The following is a 15,920-nucleotide window of genomic DNA, read 5'->3' on the forward strand; positions in this document are numbered from 1 at the left end:
ACAAAATTCGGATGATAGATTTCGCTTCCTTAGATTCTGGCCTGATAGGTATAAAGCTGGTAATATCTACCCCTTCTTTCTATGAGCTCCTCATGGTTACCCGTTTCTGCAATCTTCCCATGTTCGATAACCAGAATCTGATCCGCCTGTCGAATGGTGCTTAGCCTATGGGCAATTACAAATGTGGTTCTACCTTTCATGAGCTCAGTAAGGGACGCCTGAATCAAAGTCTCCGATTCGGTATCCAGGTTTGAAGTAGCTTCATCCAAAATCAAAATCTTAGGATCCGCAAGAATAGCTCTGGCTATGGCAATTCTTTGTCTTTGTCCACCTGAAAGTTTCACTCCTCTTTCTCCTATCAAGGTATCTAAACCCTCCTCAAAACGCTCGGTGAATTCATTGACGTAGGCAGACTTCACTGCGTTTAGAAGTTCGTCTTCCGAAGAATCAGGTCTTGGGAAAAGGATATTTTCGCGAATGGTTCCTTCAAAAAGAAAATCATCCTGAAGGACCACCCCAAGTCGAGAGCGATAAGATTCCAGTGTAACTGTTCTGAGATCAAACCCATCCAAATAAACGGTACCTGAATCAGGGTTAAGGAATGAAGCGGCGAGTCCAGCAATTGTTGTTTTTCCCGAGCCTGATGAGCCGACCAATGCATTCACGGAGCCGGAAGGGGCTAGAAAACTTACTCCCTTAACCACTTCTTTACCCTCTTCATATGCGAAGGATACATTTTGAAATTGTATGTCACCCTTAAAATCCTTGAGATCATTTACCCTCTCCAGGTCATCGGACTCGAGAGGAGTGTTCATGATTTCTTCCGTTCGATCAAGTCCAGCAAAAGCCTCAGTAAGCTGACTACCGATGTTGGACATTTGGACGATGGGTGCAATCATAAAACCCAAGTAGAGTGTGAATGCTAGAAAATCCCCAAAAGTCATATCTCCCTGCATAATCATATAGCCACCGATCCCCATAATTCCAGCTGATGCAAGCCCTAAAAGCAAAGCTCCGGCAGAAGTAACCAAACTGGTGGCCGTAAGGCTTGATTTCACATTCTGAAATAGCCTTTCTACTCCGTCCTCAAATATTTTCACCTCTTGCTGCTCTGCATTGAAACCCTTGATTACCCGAATGCCACCAAGGGTTTCAGTCAGACGGCCAGTCACTTCAGCATTAAGCTTTCCTCTCTCTCTGAAGATTGGTCTTATTCGGCCAAAGGCTTTTAGGGAAACTAGCCCAAAAATGATTACCGGTACCAAAACGTAAAGAGTCATCAGGGGACTGATGCTAATTAACAGGAATAATGAAATCACCGCTGTAAGAATCCCCCCGATCATCTGAGCAAAGCCTGTCCCAACCAAGTTTCTCACACCCTCCACATCAGTCATTATCCTTGAGACCAATTCACCGGTTTTTGCATTATCAAAGAACCTAATGGGTAACTTAATAATGTGAGCCTGAACTTGTGATCTGAGTTTTGAAATCAGATTTTGTGCCTCCACACTCAAAATTTGCGTCAAAGCGTAAGAAGTGGTTGCTTGTATGACTATGGCCAAAACCACACCGCCGATGAGCCATTTTAGCATGGTCAGATCGTTTGATGGTATGACATCATCGATCAGTATCTTACTGGCTCCAGGTAAAACCAAACTGGCGAGCCTACTTATTACAATCAAAATCAAACCAAGAAATAAGTGTTTCCTTCTAGGCCAGATAATGGTCTTAAACACCTTGCCGATCGTAACTTTTCTTTCTTTCTTTTCAGACATATTGATGGGTTTTAAGAGAAACCTTATCCTGAGCGTCCCGGTTCAAAAGCGGTCTTGTTTTATAGTATTTTCCCTCTAAAAACAAAAAAGCCCTGACTATTATGCCAGGGCTCTCGATAAAACTATAGTCTTTTAATTAGACTTTGGAAGCACATTTGAGATCAAAGAAATCTTCTCAATAGGCTCTGAGGCATTGGAGTAAATCCTAACCACGGAATTTTGCTTACCCATTTTTCCTGCAGAATTGAAGGATACCTGAACCTGTGCGGTCTCACCTGGAGCAATTGGCTCTTTTGGCCACTTAGGAACAGTACAACCACAAGTTGCAGCAACATTAGAGATAATTAATGGTGCTGATCCTGAATTGGTCAAAGTAAAGGTATGAGACACCTTGTCTCCCTGAGTAATGTCTCCGAAGTCTTTTGATTTCTCTTCAAATTCGATAACTGCACCTGTAGCAGCTTCCTGAGCACTAGCGCTGATAATGACAGCAAAAGTGAAAATGGATAGAAGGGCTATTTTTTTCATGGCTTGTTTTCTTTTATTGGTCAAATATTCAACTTTTTAAGTTGTCTTCAAAATAACATAAATCCTGCCATAGGCTCGAAAATGTAATTGTTAAAGTCCCTTAATTGGATTTCTCTTGAAAAAAGGTAGAAGCAAAATTAACAAGAAATAATTCCTCCTTGGCACGTGTCATGGCAGTATACAGCCAACGAATAAAATCATTATCCACTTGTTCTTTAGGAACATATCCCTGATCTACAAAAACTGCGTCCCACTGACCACCCTGCGCCTTATGACAGGTCAAAGCATAAGCAAACTTAATTTGAAGCGCATTTAAATACGGGTCTTTCCGAATTAGCTGCTTTCTCTCAGTCTTGCTTTCTACATCAGCATAGTCTTCCGAAACCTGCTTATAAAGGTTTCGATACTGTTCTACAGTCAAAGCCGGAGATGGGCTATAAAGGGTATCTAAAATCACTTTGGCTTCAAAGTGGGGTTCTTCAGGATAGTCAAGCAGCCTGAGCTCAAGGGTTGCAAAACGCAAATCGTATAATTCTTCAAACCTCCGAATCTTCATGACCTCAGCCATATCTCCATTGGCCAAGAAGCTCACACGTTCCGATTCCTCCATGAAAGTATAATTGTTCTTTACAATCATTATGAGGTCCCCGCTATCGATTTCTTCATCGAAAAAGTGAATCTGCCGTCGTATGTACTGATTGTATTGAACCGCAGCTTTATTCGATCGGGTAATGATTGCGGTGTTTTCATTACCGTATTTGTCATAAGCATATCGTAACCCGTCTTCAAGTCTTTCACCGGTCATTCTGAAGATATCTTTGAATCCTCTCGTTTTCAGAGAAACCTTAGGCGTTTTATTGGATAGCTCATTTCTTAAATCAGTGGCATTTGCAAGAACACCGGATTCTAGCCTTTGTCTCATTACCTCTTTAAGTTCCATTTGCTCTGCTTTCAAGCAAAACTGTCTCTGAAGATAACCTGAATCCAAAGCTGGGCTAAGAATGGAGCCCACTGGAGGAAGCTGCGCTAAATCACCTACTAAAAGAAGTCTGTTTTCTTCGCCCATGAAGACATATCGAATCAGGTCTCCCAACAATGAGCCTGACATTCCTCCATCATCCGAAAGCATGGAAGACTCATCCACAATGAAAAGGGTCTTTTTGTAATAATTTTTTTGGAGGGTGAAGCCCGAGGAAAGAGTGCCATCCTCTCCCATAGGCTTATAAATAATTTTATGAATGGTATACGCACCACGACCACTGTAATTACTCATGACTTTGGCTGCACGCCCTGTGGGAGCCAATAGCATAGGTCTAATCTGAAAACGGGACAGAATTTGAACCAATGCAGAAATCAGAGTGGTTTTACCTGTTCCTGCATATCCCCTGAGAATGAAGGTGGGCTTTTCTTTGGGATCCAAACTAAAGAAATGATCCATGGCCTTGAAAAAGCTGCTTTGTCCAGCCGTAGGGCTAAAAGGGAATTTTTTCCTTAAATACGCCGAAGGCAAATCAAATGGTTCCCTATCTTTAGACATGATCACGAAGGTAAATGGCGGAGGATAACATTGGAAAAAAAATCGAATCGAAATTTGGTCATCGGCTTAGAAGCCGGGTCAATGGAGTATTGATTCATGAAGATAAAATTCTAATGATCAACCACGAGATGAGTGAGGACAGAGAATTCTGGTCGGTACCAGGAGGAGGAATGATTTACGGTCAAAATGCCAAAAAAAACCTTGAAAGAGAGTTTTTAGAAGAAACAGGACTTGAGATAGAAGTGGGAAAGTACTTGTGTGTACATGAATTTCTTCAACCTCCTCTTCACGCTATGGAGCACTTTTTCGAAGTTAAATTAATTAATGGGAATCCAGAATTGGGAGTAGACCCCGAATTATCAAGCAATGAGCAAATATTAATGGATTTACGTTGGATGAGTATCTCAGACCTAAAAGAAATCCCAAAAATGAACTTACATCAGATGTTTTGGGCAATTAATTACATGGATGACATAGGAAAGTGGACAGGATATTTTAATTTTGAGAATATTTCTATAAAATAGCACGTTCTAAAAAAACCACGAACCCACAAGATTTTAAACATCAACTAAAATGAACCTTACTAAAGTTTTATCCCTAGTTTTCTTTGTCGTGGCCATTGGCCTTGGATACCTTCTATGGAAAGGTGTAAATGATGTCGTAGAAGAAGAGAAGAGAATTGCCCGAATCGAAGCTGCGATTATCGAAAAACTCCAAATGCTAAGAGACGCACAGTTGGCTTATCAAGCTTCAAACGGGAAATATGCCAGCACTTGGGACTCTTTAAAAACCTTTATCGAAACTGGTCAGATCTGGATCGTTCAAAGAACAGAGACCACCAAGCTTTTGGAATATGGTAAGGAAGAGATCACTGTTGAATTTGACACCCTGGGTTCCGTTCCAGTAATTGATTCTCTGTTCAACGAAACGAAATATCCTGACTTCAATCTTGAAGCACTTGCAGTAGTGCCAGCTTCAGGAGGAAAAATGTTTGAATTCTTTGCCGATAAAATCGAAAGAAACTCTTACGATGTTAATGTTTTTGAAATCCGAGATCCTGCCCCAATTAACCCTGAGAGACAACTTAACAATAATGAGAAAGCTCTTAAAGTAGGTTCTCGAACAGACGCTTCTACCGAAGGAAACTGGAAATAACCTCCAGACCATTGGAAACGTCTTTCAAAGAATTTAAAAGCGATAAGTTTGATGTATCAGATGCAGAAAGCTTATCGCTTTTTATATATCCCAATAGCCTTTTGGTTTTTGTCCATGATAAAAACCGAACCATAAAGGCTGCCTTCAGATTTCCGCGCACTAATAGTTCGGATTTATTCTCAAACCTTGACCAAAGTCCTATAGGGGACATAAAGGTTCCGATCAAGGTATTTAATCACCTCTCTAATTTTGTCTTGGTCCCAGGTTCACTTTATGTGAAAGGAGAAGAAGACACTTATCTGAAATTTTCTGATGGGGGTTCAGAACAGATCGCATTCTCATCACCAATAGAAGGTGGAAAGATGTATTTGATTGGAAGTATAGACAAGGAAATTCGTGATACTTTTTCTTCTCGCTTTGATCAGATAACTTTTCATCATGGATGTGCCAGTTTTCTGGACTACATTATGAATCAAAAAGGAAACCTGCTTGGGCAGGAGGTGATTCTAAACATGGTAGAAAACAAGCTATATGGCGCCTGTTTTACTGATCAGGAGTTAGTTTCTTTTGGTGTGTTTGATTTGAATGAGCAAGAAGACCTAATCAAATATCCCAGGGCTCTTATTGCCCAGCATGGGTACAATCCCATGCACGTGCGCATCAATATTTTAGGTAAGAGTGATGGAATTAACACTTCAGAAGACTGGGGTAAGCAGTATTTTAAGTATTTCTCAGAACTAGAACCAAGGCCAAAGCAAAACTTGGCAAATGGGCTTGAGTCGGTAAAGGATTTTGGTTTCTTGGAGGCTTTTTGGCAATTTGATGAGTAATGAATAAAGTCGCCATTTTCCCTGGTTCGTTCGACCCATTTACTAAAGGTCACCATGACATCGTGATGAGAAGTCTTGAACTTTTTGACAAGGTGATCATTGGAATAGGATATAATTCCACCAAAAAGAACCGCTATTTTGATATTGATTTAATGGTGGGAAAAATAAAATCTGTCTATGCGGATATTCCTGAGGTAGAAGTTTTGGTTTACAATGACCTTACTTCAAGGGTATCCAAAGAACATGGAGCTCAGTTTTTAGTGAGAGGGTTAAGAAATACCACGGATTTTGAATACGAAAATACCATCAGCCAAATGAACAGGTATTTGAATGAAGAATTAGAAACCGTATTTCTTATTACTTCTCCGGAATTTGCCGCCATAAGTTCTACGATAATTCGGGAGGTTCATCGCTTTGGTGGCAAAGTAGCGGAGTTTCTGCCTTACGAGCTTTAGTATTCTTCCCCTATTACCTTCTTAAAAAGGTACCTCATGGATGGATACGAATCCTTTAATGCCACCTTCACTTCTTTCTTGCTCATCCATTTGATATCATCGATTCCTTCTTCCTTCTGAGGCTTCATACCTTCATCAGAAATACAGATCATATCATACCAATAAGTGAGCTTTAGAATACTTTTTCGGTCCTTGGTGTAGGTATGCCAAGTTTTACAGATTCTATCGAAAGCCTTTGCGGAAATAGCGCATTCTTCTTCCACTTCCCTTACAGCGCAGTCTTTTGGGCTCTCTCCTTTCTCAAATTTTCCTTTGGGGAAATCCCACTTTCCAAATCTGTGTATCAATAGGAACCCCTTCTCGTCCTGGACTACTCCTCCTGCTGCTTTGATGATCTGAAACCTGCTTTTGACAAAGTTTATCTTTTCTCGTTTTTGAGAAGAAACGATAGTCACGGATTTAAGCTTTTTCAGTCTTCCAGTTCGCAAAGCATATAGAATTCTGATGATTTCATCCTCGCCGGGTTCCTCAAAAAGTAAGTGATTCTTAAGATCTACACTCTCAGGAGTGTATTGCTCTATGGGTTTCCCTTTGACATAATTCTTTGTTGGATCTAGTTTTTTATGACTGACAATATCCAATGGCTTGTCATTTACGAAAATCCGCATATCTCAGTGCTCTGTTCAAAGTTTCGAGGCAGGTAAAAATGCATAAAAAAATACCCCATCACAAAAGATCGGAAGTCAATATCTCTTATTTTTGATCATGCAAATTTTAGATAAGACCGTAGCTGCTGAGGTAGCAGATAAATTACTAGAAATTGAAGCCATAAGACTTCAGCCTGAAAAACCCTTTACATGGGCATCAGGTTGGAAATCCCCAATTTATTGTGATAACCGTCTGTCTTTATCCTATCCGGAAGTCAGAAACTTAATAAAAGAAAACTTAGTAAGGGCTGTTCAGCACTTTTGGCCGCATGCAGAAAGTATTGCTGGTGTCGCTACCGCTGGAATTCCTCAGGGAGCACTGATAGCGAATGACCTTGACCTCCCGTTTATTTATGTCCGCTCAAAGCCAAAGGGACATGGAATGGAAAATATGATAGAAGGAAAGATAACTCCTGGTCAAAAAGTCGTAGTGGTCGAAGATTTGGTTTCCACTGGAGGTAGTTCCCTGAAAGCAGCCCAAGATCTGAAGGATGCCGGATTCGAGGTGATGGGAATGGTTGCTATTTTCAGCTATGGATTTGATTTAGCTGCCAAAAACTTTGAAGAAGCTGGCATCGATCTTATTTGCCTTTGCCATTATGAAGCAATGCTCCCAAGAGCCGTGACCAGAAAATATATTGATGAAAATGTTCTGAATTCTCTGAGTGAATGGAGAAAGGATCCCTCATCCTGGAATCCCTAAGAATAAATTATTTCTCGAAAACCCCGATAGAACCTCCTACCCAGTCCTTATCCTTATTAAACTTTACGCCTATCATTTCACCACGGCTGAGTCTTACGAGGTTCCCAATGATCGTTGGTTTTAAATCTGATTCAGGCCAAATCGCAAAAATACGTATCTCGGCTTTCACTCCTCCTGTAGGAGATTGAAGAATGGGAAGGTACTCGACTTTGCGCTGAAGCATATACTGATCAGGATGCTTCACGCTTCTTAAATGTTCTGGTGTCACATGAAAAATCACCCCTGACCCAGAAAAGCTGAACAGAGGTTTCAAAACGTAATTTTCCAGGTCATCAGGAATGGTGGAAATTGTACTGAGCAATCTTGACTCTATAAAATAAGGTCCCTGCAGATATGGAAGAATAAATTTCGAAATCCTATTGTACCAATTAGGGTGTCCAGCCCACTCTACTTCTAGTGAATCAGTAAAGTTAAAGTTCATCTCCAGATCCGTCCTGGCATGTAACTCATCAAAAATCACCCGATTATAAACTCTCTTAATGCGGGTTTTAAGCCCATCCCGGTTGAGGTAAAAAAGTTTATTTCCTTCTTTAATTACCTCGGTCACACAGATTGCTTCAATGCCAAGATCACGTTGGGCATAGTCGAAATCTATTCGTGTATTCTGGTTTTTAGGATCAATTTCGAGTAGTATAACTTCATGCGGCTGATATCCATTTAGCACGACTTTCCTTAACATTTCAGTGTAGGACTCAGCATCATGCCGATTCAAATAGGGCGTGAAATCCTCAAGCATAGGATAAACGGCCTTAAACTTTTCAAAAAGGTTTTTTTGAAAGTTAAAAATGGTTGGAAATCCCTGAACTTCAATCAATTTTGGAATCGGACTCCCATCTTCACTTTTGCAAATTCCGAAATCAATAGCAAGAAATTTTGTATGGTCTCCTTCACCCTCTACGTCCATGGTGAGGTCCAAAGCCGGTTGGGTGAGTTCTTTAAAATCAGGCTTTGAAATAAATGAGACAATTTCTTCGCTTGCTTGTAAAAGCTGCTCCTTAAGCTTTTTATTTACAAAAAATGGAGTCTCAGCTACTCTGAATGTGGGATAATGCCCAAAATCAGCTGCAATACTATCAAGCACGGCCTGATACTTTTCTTTTGAAAAGGCCTGATTGAATTTATCTCGATAGTCTGAAATCATAAAATTTAAGTCAGGGCTTTAATTTTTTCTTCCCGGATACTTTCTATAGCATTTCTTAAAAAGTTCGGAATCAGAATTTCATTAGTCTTATAAACTTTGCTCTCATCTACCAGATGCTCTAGCATGGTTCTGAATTTCCTTTTTCCTTTGGCGGCTATAATTTTTTCACGTACCTCCGGCTTTTTCAAATGAGCTAAAAAGCTTTCAGGGTCAGCTTCTGGGTGAAACTGAGTACCTACCATTTCATCTGAGAATCGGATGGCCATAATTGCTCTTTCATATTGGACATGATCCCTGATTTTTTCCAATGAAATAATTTTGGCACCCAGAAGCTTGAACTTCTTTTTATTCGGTTTCAAAACCTGAAAATCCCTACTATCAACTGCCCAAAATGGGTTGTCAAGACCCATTAACAACGGGTCATCCATTCCTTCTAGCGTCTTATGGACAGACATCACCCCGAATGAGGTAGATTTCCTCTTGGATATCTCTCCCAGACCAAAATGCTTGCAAGCCATCTGGAAGGAATGACAAATAAAAAGAATATGTTTTTTCTCGTGGTGATTCTGGTTCCAAATCCATATTTGATCCAGAAAATCAAAAAATTTCAGGTCCCAGTGATTATCTCCTTCCAATGGATTTCCTGGCCCACCGGTTGAAATAAAAAGGTCATACTCCCTGATTTCGGGTATTTCAGCTTTTCCCCGAACATCAAAAATCTTGAATTCAAGATCACTTTCGAATCGATTGACAATTTCAATGATACAACGCATGCCTTGGTTAGGCTCGCCATCATACATGTCCAAAATCGCCAACTTTAATTTACTTCTATTCACGCTGATTTATCGAAAATTTGATTTTTATAGAGAATTAAATTCCCTTTTGAAATTTACTTGTGATATAGTCCACCACCTTAGTAAGGTCCTGAGTTTCCTCGTAAACCTTCAGTTGCTGGTCAGCTCCTGTACCGTTTTTTAAGATTTCATGTACATAATTCACCTCTTCCCGGCTACCTAATTCATCCACTACATCATCGATAAAATCTAGTAACTCCATGATCAGGTCTTTGGTAGGTACTTCCTCTTTCTTTCCAAAATCAATCATCTGGCCATCCAAGCCATATCTAGCTGCCCGAAACTTATTTTCACGGATCAATGCAATTCTATAAATATTGAACCCTGTATTGCTCATCATGAGCTTATATAATTTTGCCACCACTGCCTGAATTAGAGCAGTGATACAAATCGTTTCATCTACCGTAAGGCAAACATCACAAATTCTAAATTCAATGGTACTGAAGAAGGGATGCATCCTCAAATCCCACCAGATTTTCTTTGGGTTATCAATGCACTTAGTCTTTACGAGTGTTTCGAGATAATTATCGTAAGACTGGACAGAATCAAAGTATTCCGGAAGCCCCGTCCTCGGGAATTTTGCAAATACCTTTGCTCTAAAAGCCTTAAAACCTGTATCTCTGCCCTCCCAAAAGGGACTATTGGCTGAAAGTGCATAGATATGAGGAAGAAAGTAGCAGGCCTGATTCATTATTTGAAGAGCAGTCTGTCTATCTTCTATCCCTACATGGACATGAAGACCGAAAATCAGGTTAGATCTCGCTATATCCTTCAGCTCATTCACAATGTGATGATATCGCTCATCATCTGTGATTTGCTGGTCCTGCCACTTAGAAAAGGGGTGGGTACCTGCTGAGCCTACTTTTAGATCCTGACGAGCAGCTAGCTCTCCGACCTGATTTCGAAGAAAGCTTACTTCCTTTCTTGCCTCGGCTACGTTCTGACAAATATTCGTACCTACCTCTACCACAGATTGATGCATTTCTGCCTTCACCTGTTCGCGAAGATGAATTTTACCTCCCTCCACGATTTTGGACATATGAGACCTTAAATCCCTTGTCTCAGGATCAATGATCTGATATTCCTCTTCTACTCCAAGAGTAAATACGGGAAGTTTCTTTTCGGATTTCATGAGTCCGGTTTTGAGGTTTTAATCTTAAAATCTTTTCGTCTGATCTACAGCATCTCGCATAAATGTACCCCAGGTCAAGTTCATCTGTCCTGGTTTTTGAGCTTTTGCATATCGAATAGCCATTCTAGCTGCTTCTTCTACCACCCATTCAAAATTTTCCTGACCTACAGAATTCACATCGGCGTCTGGAGCAGGGTTTCCAAAGTCAATAGCATAAGGAATACCATCTCTTACTGCAAACTCAACTGTATTAAAATCATATCCTAACCCTTGACAAAGGGTTTTGGTATACTTAGTTACCGTAGAAAGTAATTTCTTTGAAGAAGGCGCTCTATCCACCACATATCTTAAATGATGAGGGTTTCTTGGCTCATATTCCATGATTCTCACGGCCTTGCCTCCCAGACAGTAAACTCGGAAATATTCGTCGAAGACAATTTCCTCCTGAAGGAGCATCACTAGCTGTCCGGTTTCTGGGTGTTTTGCAAAAAACTCCTCTTTATTTTCTAATCTGTAGACATTCTTCCATCCACCACCGGCATAAGGTTTCATATAGGCTGGGAACCCTATGTATTCAAACATCCCATCCCAATCCAAAGGTGCTTTTAAATTTCTAAAAGACTTGGCAGTGGTATCGTCAGGATGCTCAGCTGAGGGCAAAAGAACCGTTTTCGGTAGTGGCACACCAAGCTGATCTGCCAGAGCATTATTAAAAAACTTATCGTCAGCACTCCACCAAAATGGGTTATTGATAACGGCAGTTCCGGTAAGAGCAGCATTCTTCAAATACGCTCGATAAAAAGGAACATCCTGAGAAATCCGATCAATGATTACCGCATAATCGGAAAGTTGATTTTGAACTACCTTGTCAATTTGTACTGCTTCTGCTACAATTTTCTTTCCATCCAGCTCATTCACTCGATCGATAAAGGCCTGGGGAAAAGTATCCTCCATGCCAAAGAGTATTCCAACTTTTTTCATAGTCTGCTAATATAAAACGTTCGTATTCTTTATGCTGATTAATTGAACTTAATTCTTGACAAATAATGTGGAAACATCTCCATCCACAAAGGCCAGTCATGTTCCTGATCCTGCCTCACATCTAACCAGTGAGGTAATCCTTTCTTTTTAAGTACTTCATGCATTTTAAGATTTGCATCAAAGCAAATATCCCAATTTGATGTACCAAGCACTATATCCATGTTCCAAAGTTCATGGTCCTGGAGATTTGGAAGAAATTCTAAAGGATTATTATAGTAAATATCATCATGATTATACCCATCCATAAAATTCCTGATGTCAAAGGCCCCTGACATACTGAACATGTGACTCACGTAACCAGGATGTCTGAATGCGAAGTTAGCGGCATGATAGCCGCCAAAGCTTCCTCCTGCCACGACCACTTTTGCTACAGCAGTGTCTAATCGTACTCGCTCCACGATTTCATGACAAATCATTTTGTCATAAGCCACATGATTCTGAATGCGATCATGAGGATGGATATTTTTATTGTAAAAGCTTTGAGCATCATTGCTCTCCGGACAGTAGATCCTAACCAGTCCTTGCTCTATGAACCAACTGGCAGAACCAATAAGCCCCATATCTCTATTTTCGTGAAATGATCCCTGAGAAGTAGGAAAAACGATAACTGGATATCCTGCGTGTCCAAAAGCAAGCATTTGAACATCTCTTTGAAGATGTGGTGAAAACCACTTAAAATACTCCTCTTTCATGTGTTTTTAAGATCGGCTAAATCCGTGAATATGAATAAGTTTGCAAAGGTCTACTTTTCTGAAGACTTTGCAATACCAGATAGAAAAATACTAAGATTTAGCTTGCTTTCAACTGCTTTGAGAAAACTCTTCGGACCAGACCGATAATTATCAGTCCAAACATACTTACCACCATGATCCACTTTAGGGAAGTGAATAGTGAGGTCAAATACCCTAAAAACTCTGAAATTTCCGGAAAGGTCTGGATATGATAAAGCATCAAAAGATTTTCGAATAAGTCTGCAAATGCTACCCCAATTGTGAGGTAATAAAGCTGAGAGCCAGACCAGAGGTTTTTTAGGATACGACAAAACAAATAGGTGTAAACTAGAATGTAGGGCATATCCAGGTAAATAATTCCCTTCCAATACTGTTCCCTACCGGACTCTCCCATCTTCGATAGGGAATCAAATAGAATTTCGGGAGTGTACAGGAACCTTAGGTCCAAGACCAAATCAGCAGGCATTGTTCTAGTGAGCAAAATATTGAAGAGAATAAAGAGTAAAACCAGAACCCAAACGAACCCCTTCCCATTAAAAAAATCAATTCGGTACATAATAAAAATAATGTAAGACCATGATTAAACTACGACAAATCAAGGACTTCGTTGTACAAAACAAGGGTAAAAATCAAAAAAATAGATATAAAAAGCAATTTTTAAAATATTTTGATTTAATAAAAGTTAGGTTTCATCCTGAAACCACTTCGCGTATTTGGGATAATTTTCAGCTGTTCTCTGAATAACCGCCTTCATGTCATCTCCAATTTCCTTCACTTCCTTTGCGGGCATGCCTGCAAAAATTTTACCTGCTCGGACACGCGTATTTGCCAGGACCACTGCACCCGCAGCTACTATAGAACCTGATTCAATCACCGCCCCATCCATCACAATTGCCCCCATACCTATTAAAACATCATCATGAATGGTACATCCATGTACTATTGCATTATGAGCAATGGAAACACGCTTACCTATGTAAGTCCCTGCCTTTTGATAGGTACAATGAATCACTGCACCATCCTGAATATTACTGTCATCCCCTATTCTTATTTCATGGACATCACCTCTTACCACGGCATTGAACCAAACCGTACAATTATTACCCATCTCTACGTCTCCCACGATGGTGGCATTTTCAGCAAACCAGCAGTTATTACCATACTTAGGACTCTTACCACGAACTTCTTTAATTAGTGCCATAGGGATCAAATTGATTAGATTATAAATGTGATATTTTTTTTCAAAACATGAACTTTTTCAAATTTTATTAGTTTCCATGTCTATACATCAAACTAGAAAAAAAATCAACATTATGAAAGTATTAAAGCAATCAGGACTTTTCGTAGCAGCAGCTATGCTAGTTTTTGCCTGTGGACAGTCCACTGAATCAACCGTAGAAACTTCTGAAGCTCAAGAGGTAGCAGAAGCAGAGGGACAGACCCTTACTATAGATAAAGATGCTACTACCATTGCCTGGAGAGGTTACAAACCTACTGGTCAGCATTATGGTAAAATACCAGCGACAGAAGGATCTATCGCAGTACAAGGGTCTGACATCACGGGAGGTACATTTACCTTCGATATTACAGGCTTGAAGATTGAAGACCTTGAAGAAGGATCTGAAAATTATGGAAAGCTTTGGGGGCACTTACAGTCTGATGACTTCTTTGATGCCGCTAATCACCCAACTGCTACTTTTGAGATCACCGGGGTAGAACCTTTCGCGGCTGGTGATATGGTAGAGGATATGGAGCAGTTTGAAACTGACAACACCCCATTAGCTTCTTCTGAACTTTCACCAGAAGCACCTACTCATTGGATCAGTGGAAATTTAACTATGAGAGGAACTACTAAAAACATTAAGTTTCCAGCAGCAGTCTCTATGTCAAACGGAGCAGTGATGGCAAAAGCCGGATTCAACATTGACAGAACTGATTGGGGCTTGTCTTACGGTGATGAGTCCACCGCTGTTGACAAAGCAAAAGACCAGTTCATATACAACACAGTGTCTGTAGAATTGGACTTCAAAGCACTTTAATAAACACTACCCACAATGAATTAAAGGCGATGAGATTTCTCATCGCTTTTTTTTTGCCCTTGGCTCATTTTAACTTATACTACTATTTCAAATAACAGCTTGAATCAGGATCTGAGGAAAATCATTCACGTGGACATGGATGCGTTTTATGCATCTGTAGAACAACTTGACCATCCGGAATGGAGGGATAAGCCTTTGGTGGTAGGTGGCAATGCTGAAAGAGGTGTAATTGCTGCGGCTAGTTATGAGGCTCGGAAGTATGGGGTAAGGTCTGCGATGTCTTCTATTTTGGCAGCAAAGAAATGTCCAAATCTAATCTTTGCGAAAGCACGTTTTGATCGCTACAAGGAAATCAGTTTAGAAATAAGGGAGATCTTTTACGAGTTTACAGACTTAGTAGAGCCTCTATCTCTAGATGAAGCATTTCTGGATGTGACCGAAAACAAGAAAGGTTTTAAGTCTGCTATCTATATCGCAAGAAAAATTCGAGAAGACATTAAAGAGAGAACCGGCCTAAATGCATCCGCCGGTGTTTCTTACAACAAATTCCTGGCAAAAACTGCCTCAGATCTCAATAAACCGAATGGTCAGGCGGTGATCCTTCCAGAGCATGCAGAAGAATTTCTGGAAAGACTTCCAATCGAAAAGTTCTTTGGAATCGGTAAAGTGACTGCCGAGAAAATGCATTCATTTGGAATTCATTCTGGAGCTGATTTAAAACAATTTTCCTTGCAATTTTTAACCTCCAAATTCGGTAAATCAGGTCTCCATTATTTCAATATTGTCAGAGGAGTTCATCTGTCAGAAGTGCAACCAAACCGAATAAGAAAATCTGTTAGTGCTGAAAACACCTTCGCCAAGGACATCTTTGAATCCGAGGAAATAAATAAAGCAATGTCAAAAATTTTAGATGAGCTAATCCGGAGATTAAAAAAGAGCGGAATAAATGGCCGTACCATTTCCATTAAAATCAAATATTCAGATTACACTATTCAAACTAGGAGCCGGACGATAGACCAGTACCCAGATTTTCAAACTTTAAGGAATATAAGTTTCGACTTACTTAATCAGGAGCCTTTAAAAATGCCTGTCAGATTGCTTGGAGCGGGTGTTTCGAATTTGAATTTGACAGAAGAGAGAATTCACTTTGGAAAGCAGTTAGATTTACCATTTAGAGGAAACAAAGAGGACAAATAATCAAACTCAAGCCTGCCATTTTGTCGGTATTTTAT

The 15,920-nt window shown here is 40.1% G+C and carries 18 protein-coding genes; 7 read left to right on the forward strand and 11 right to left on the reverse strand.

Going from position 1 to position 15,920, the window contains the following annotated elements; translation table 11 throughout:
- Nucleotides 1-29: 29 nt before the first annotated feature.
- The 3 genes from QVH07_RS00110 to QVH07_RS00120 form a co-directional block, all read right to left on the reverse strand.
- Complete coding sequence (locus tag QVH07_RS00110) at nt 30-1,775, reverse strand: ABC transporter ATP-binding protein (protein ID WP_289998061.1); 1,746 nt, start codon at nt 1,773-1,775, stop codon at nt 30-32.
- Between the two features lie 132 nt (nt 1,776-1,907).
- Nucleotides 1,908-2,303 (reverse strand): DUF1573 domain-containing protein, encoded by a 396-nt coding sequence (locus QVH07_RS00115; protein ID WP_289998062.1) that lies wholly within the window; start codon nt 2,301-2,303, stop codon nt 1,908-1,910.
- Between the two features lie 100 nt (nt 2,304-2,403).
- Nucleotides 2,404-3,840 (reverse strand): ATP-dependent DNA helicase, encoded by a 1,437-nt coding sequence (locus QVH07_RS00120; RefSeq protein WP_289998063.1) that lies wholly within the window; start codon nt 3,838-3,840, stop codon nt 2,404-2,406.
- Nucleotides 3,841-3,854: 14 nt separating this feature from the next.
- On the opposite strand from QVH07_RS00120, the gene QVH07_RS00125 reads away from it, so the two are divergent.
- Genes QVH07_RS00125 through coaD form a run of 4 tightly spaced genes read left to right on the forward strand, consistent with a single transcriptional unit; the run spans nt 3,855 to nt 6,280 of the window.
- Entirely contained in the window at nt 3,855-4,364 is a 510-nt protein-coding gene (locus QVH07_RS00125) for an NUDIX domain-containing protein (RefSeq protein ID WP_289998065.1), read from the forward strand.
- A gap of 49 nt (nt 4,365-4,413) precedes the next feature.
- The gene (locus tag QVH07_RS00130) at nt 4,414-4,995 is read left to right on the forward strand and encodes a hypothetical protein (protein WP_289998066.1); all 582 of its coding nucleotides are present in this window, start codon (nt 4,414-4,416) and stop codon (nt 4,993-4,995) included.
- 11 nt (nt 4,996-5,006) lie between these two features.
- Entirely contained in the window at nt 5,007-5,825 is an 819-nt protein-coding gene (locus tag QVH07_RS00135) for a DUF3822 family protein (RefSeq protein ID WP_289998067.1), read from the forward strand.
- Entirely contained in the window at nt 5,825-6,280 is a 456-nt protein-coding gene (gene coaD / locus QVH07_RS00140) for a pantetheine-phosphate adenylyltransferase (protein WP_289998069.1), read from the forward strand. The genes QVH07_RS00135 and coaD overlap by 1 nt, the downstream gene beginning before the upstream one ends.
- Here coaD and QVH07_RS00145 read toward each other — a convergent pair.
- Nucleotides 6,277-6,948, reverse strand: a complete 672-nt coding sequence (locus QVH07_RS00145; RefSeq protein ID WP_289998070.1) for an NUDIX hydrolase — start codon at nt 6,946-6,948, stop codon at nt 6,277-6,279. The genes coaD and QVH07_RS00145 overlap by 4 nt on opposite strands.
- A 97-nt stretch (nt 6,949-7,045) precedes the next feature.
- On the opposite strand from QVH07_RS00145, the gene pyrE reads away from it, so the two are divergent.
- Nucleotides 7,046-7,690, forward strand: coding sequence for an orotate phosphoribosyltransferase (pyrE, locus tag QVH07_RS00150; RefSeq protein WP_289998071.1), 645 nt, complete (start codon nt 7,046-7,048; stop codon nt 7,688-7,690).
- Between the two features lie 7 nt (nt 7,691-7,697).
- Here the strand turns inward: pyrE and QVH07_RS00155 are convergent, their stop codons facing one another.
- From QVH07_RS00155 to QVH07_RS00185, 7 genes are all read right to left on the reverse strand, one after another.
- Nucleotides 7,698-8,891 carry a hypothetical protein gene (locus QVH07_RS00155; protein ID WP_289998073.1) on the reverse strand — a complete coding sequence of 398 codons (1,194 nt, stop codon included), beginning with the start codon at nt 8,889-8,891 and terminating at the stop codon, nt 7,698-7,700.
- Between the two features lie 5 nt (nt 8,892-8,896).
- On the reverse strand, nt 8,897-9,733 hold the full coding sequence (locus tag QVH07_RS00160; RefSeq protein ID WP_435367053.1) for a type 1 glutamine amidotransferase: 837 nt from the start codon (nt 9,731-9,733) through the stop codon (nt 8,897-8,899).
- 28 nt (nt 9,734-9,761) lie between these two features.
- Nucleotides 9,762-10,877, reverse strand: a complete 1,116-nt coding sequence (locus tag QVH07_RS00165) for a carboxylate-amine ligase (protein ID WP_289998074.1) — start codon at nt 10,875-10,877, stop codon at nt 9,762-9,764.
- 24 nt (nt 10,878-10,901) lie between these two features.
- A complete protein-coding gene (locus QVH07_RS00170) occupies nt 10,902-11,858 on the reverse strand; it encodes an ATP-grasp domain-containing protein (RefSeq protein WP_289998075.1) in 957 nt (318 codons plus the stop codon).
- Nucleotides 11,859-11,896: 38 nt separating this feature from the next.
- A complete protein-coding gene (locus tag QVH07_RS00175) occupies nt 11,897-12,610 on the reverse strand; it encodes an esterase family protein (RefSeq protein ID WP_289998077.1) in 714 nt (237 codons plus the stop codon).
- Between the two features lie 97 nt (nt 12,611-12,707).
- The gene (locus tag QVH07_RS00180; protein ID WP_289998078.1) at nt 12,708-13,205 is read right to left on the reverse strand and encodes a hypothetical protein; all 498 of its coding nucleotides are present in this window, start codon (nt 13,203-13,205) and stop codon (nt 12,708-12,710) included.
- Nucleotides 13,206-13,331: 126 nt separating this feature from the next.
- Nucleotides 13,332-13,850, reverse strand: coding sequence for a gamma carbonic anhydrase family protein (locus tag QVH07_RS00185; RefSeq protein WP_289998079.1), 519 nt, complete (start codon nt 13,848-13,850; stop codon nt 13,332-13,334).
- 112 nt (nt 13,851-13,962) lie between these two features.
- Between QVH07_RS00185 and QVH07_RS00190 the strand changes: the two genes are divergently transcribed.
- Together QVH07_RS00190 and dinB are read left to right on the forward strand one after the other, a co-directional pair.
- Nucleotides 13,963-14,688: a YceI family protein gene (locus QVH07_RS00190; RefSeq protein WP_289998080.1), complete on the forward strand. Its 726-nt coding sequence runs from the start codon at nt 13,963-13,965 to the stop codon at nt 14,686-14,688.
- Nucleotides 14,689-14,787: 99 nt separating this feature from the next.
- A complete protein-coding gene (gene dinB / locus QVH07_RS00195; RefSeq protein WP_289998081.1) occupies nt 14,788-15,885 on the forward strand; it encodes a DNA polymerase IV in 1,098 nt (365 codons plus the stop codon).
- Nucleotides 15,886-15,920 lie beyond the last annotated feature (35 nt).

Source organism: Algoriphagus sediminis (genome assembly GCF_030403435.1).
GTDB lineage: Bacteria > Bacteroidota > Bacteroidia > Cytophagales > Cyclobacteriaceae > Algoriphagus > Algoriphagus sediminis.

Bases quoted from the DNA above. Each gene is read 5' to 3' on its own strand.
- QVH07_RS00110 (WP_289998061.1), bottom strand. From the start codon at position 1,775: ATGTCTGAAAAGAAAGAAAGAAAAGTTACGATCGGCAAGGTGTTTAAG.
- QVH07_RS00115 (WP_289998062.1), bottom strand. From the start codon at position 2,303: ATGAAAAAAATAGCCCTTCTATCCATTTTCACTTTTGCTGTCATTATC.
- QVH07_RS00120 (WP_289998063.1), bottom strand. From the start codon at position 3,840: ATGTCTAAAGATAGGGAACCATTTGATTTGCCTTCGGCGTATTTAAGG.
- QVH07_RS00125 (WP_289998065.1), top strand. From the start codon at position 3,855: ATGGCGGAGGATAACATTGGAAAAAAAATCGAATCGAAATTTGGTCAT.
- QVH07_RS00130 (WP_289998066.1), top strand. From the start codon at position 4,414: ATGAACCTTACTAAAGTTTTATCCCTAGTTTTCTTTGTCGTGGCCATT.
- coaD (WP_289998069.1), top strand. From the start codon at position 5,825: ATGAATAAAGTCGCCATTTTCCCTGGTTCGTTCGACCCATTTACTAAA.
- QVH07_RS00145 (WP_289998070.1), bottom strand. From the start codon at position 6,948: ATGCGGATTTTCGTAAATGACAAGCCATTGGATATTGTCAGTCATAAA.
- pyrE (WP_289998071.1), top strand. From the start codon at position 7,046: ATGCAAATTTTAGATAAGACCGTAGCTGCTGAGGTAGCAGATAAATTA.
- QVH07_RS00155 (WP_289998073.1), bottom strand. From the start codon at position 8,891: ATGATTTCAGACTATCGAGATAAATTCAATCAGGCCTTTTCAAAAGAA.
- QVH07_RS00165 (WP_289998074.1), bottom strand. From the start codon at position 10,877: ATGAAATCCGAAAAGAAACTTCCCGTATTTACTCTTGGAGTAGAAGAG.
- QVH07_RS00170 (WP_289998075.1), bottom strand. From the start codon at position 11,858: ATGAAAAAAGTTGGAATACTCTTTGGCATGGAGGATACTTTTCCCCAG.
- QVH07_RS00175 (WP_289998077.1), bottom strand. From the start codon at position 12,610: ATGAAAGAGGAGTATTTTAAGTGGTTTTCACCACATCTTCAAAGAGAT.
- QVH07_RS00180 (WP_289998078.1), bottom strand. From the start codon at position 13,205: ATGTACCGAATTGATTTTTTTAATGGGAAGGGGTTCGTTTGGGTTCTG.
- QVH07_RS00185 (WP_289998079.1), bottom strand. From the start codon at position 13,850: ATGGCACTAATTAAAGAAGTTCGTGGTAAGAGTCCTAAGTATGGTAAT.
- QVH07_RS00190 (WP_289998080.1), top strand. From the start codon at position 13,963: ATGAAAGTATTAAAGCAATCAGGACTTTTCGTAGCAGCAGCTATGCTA.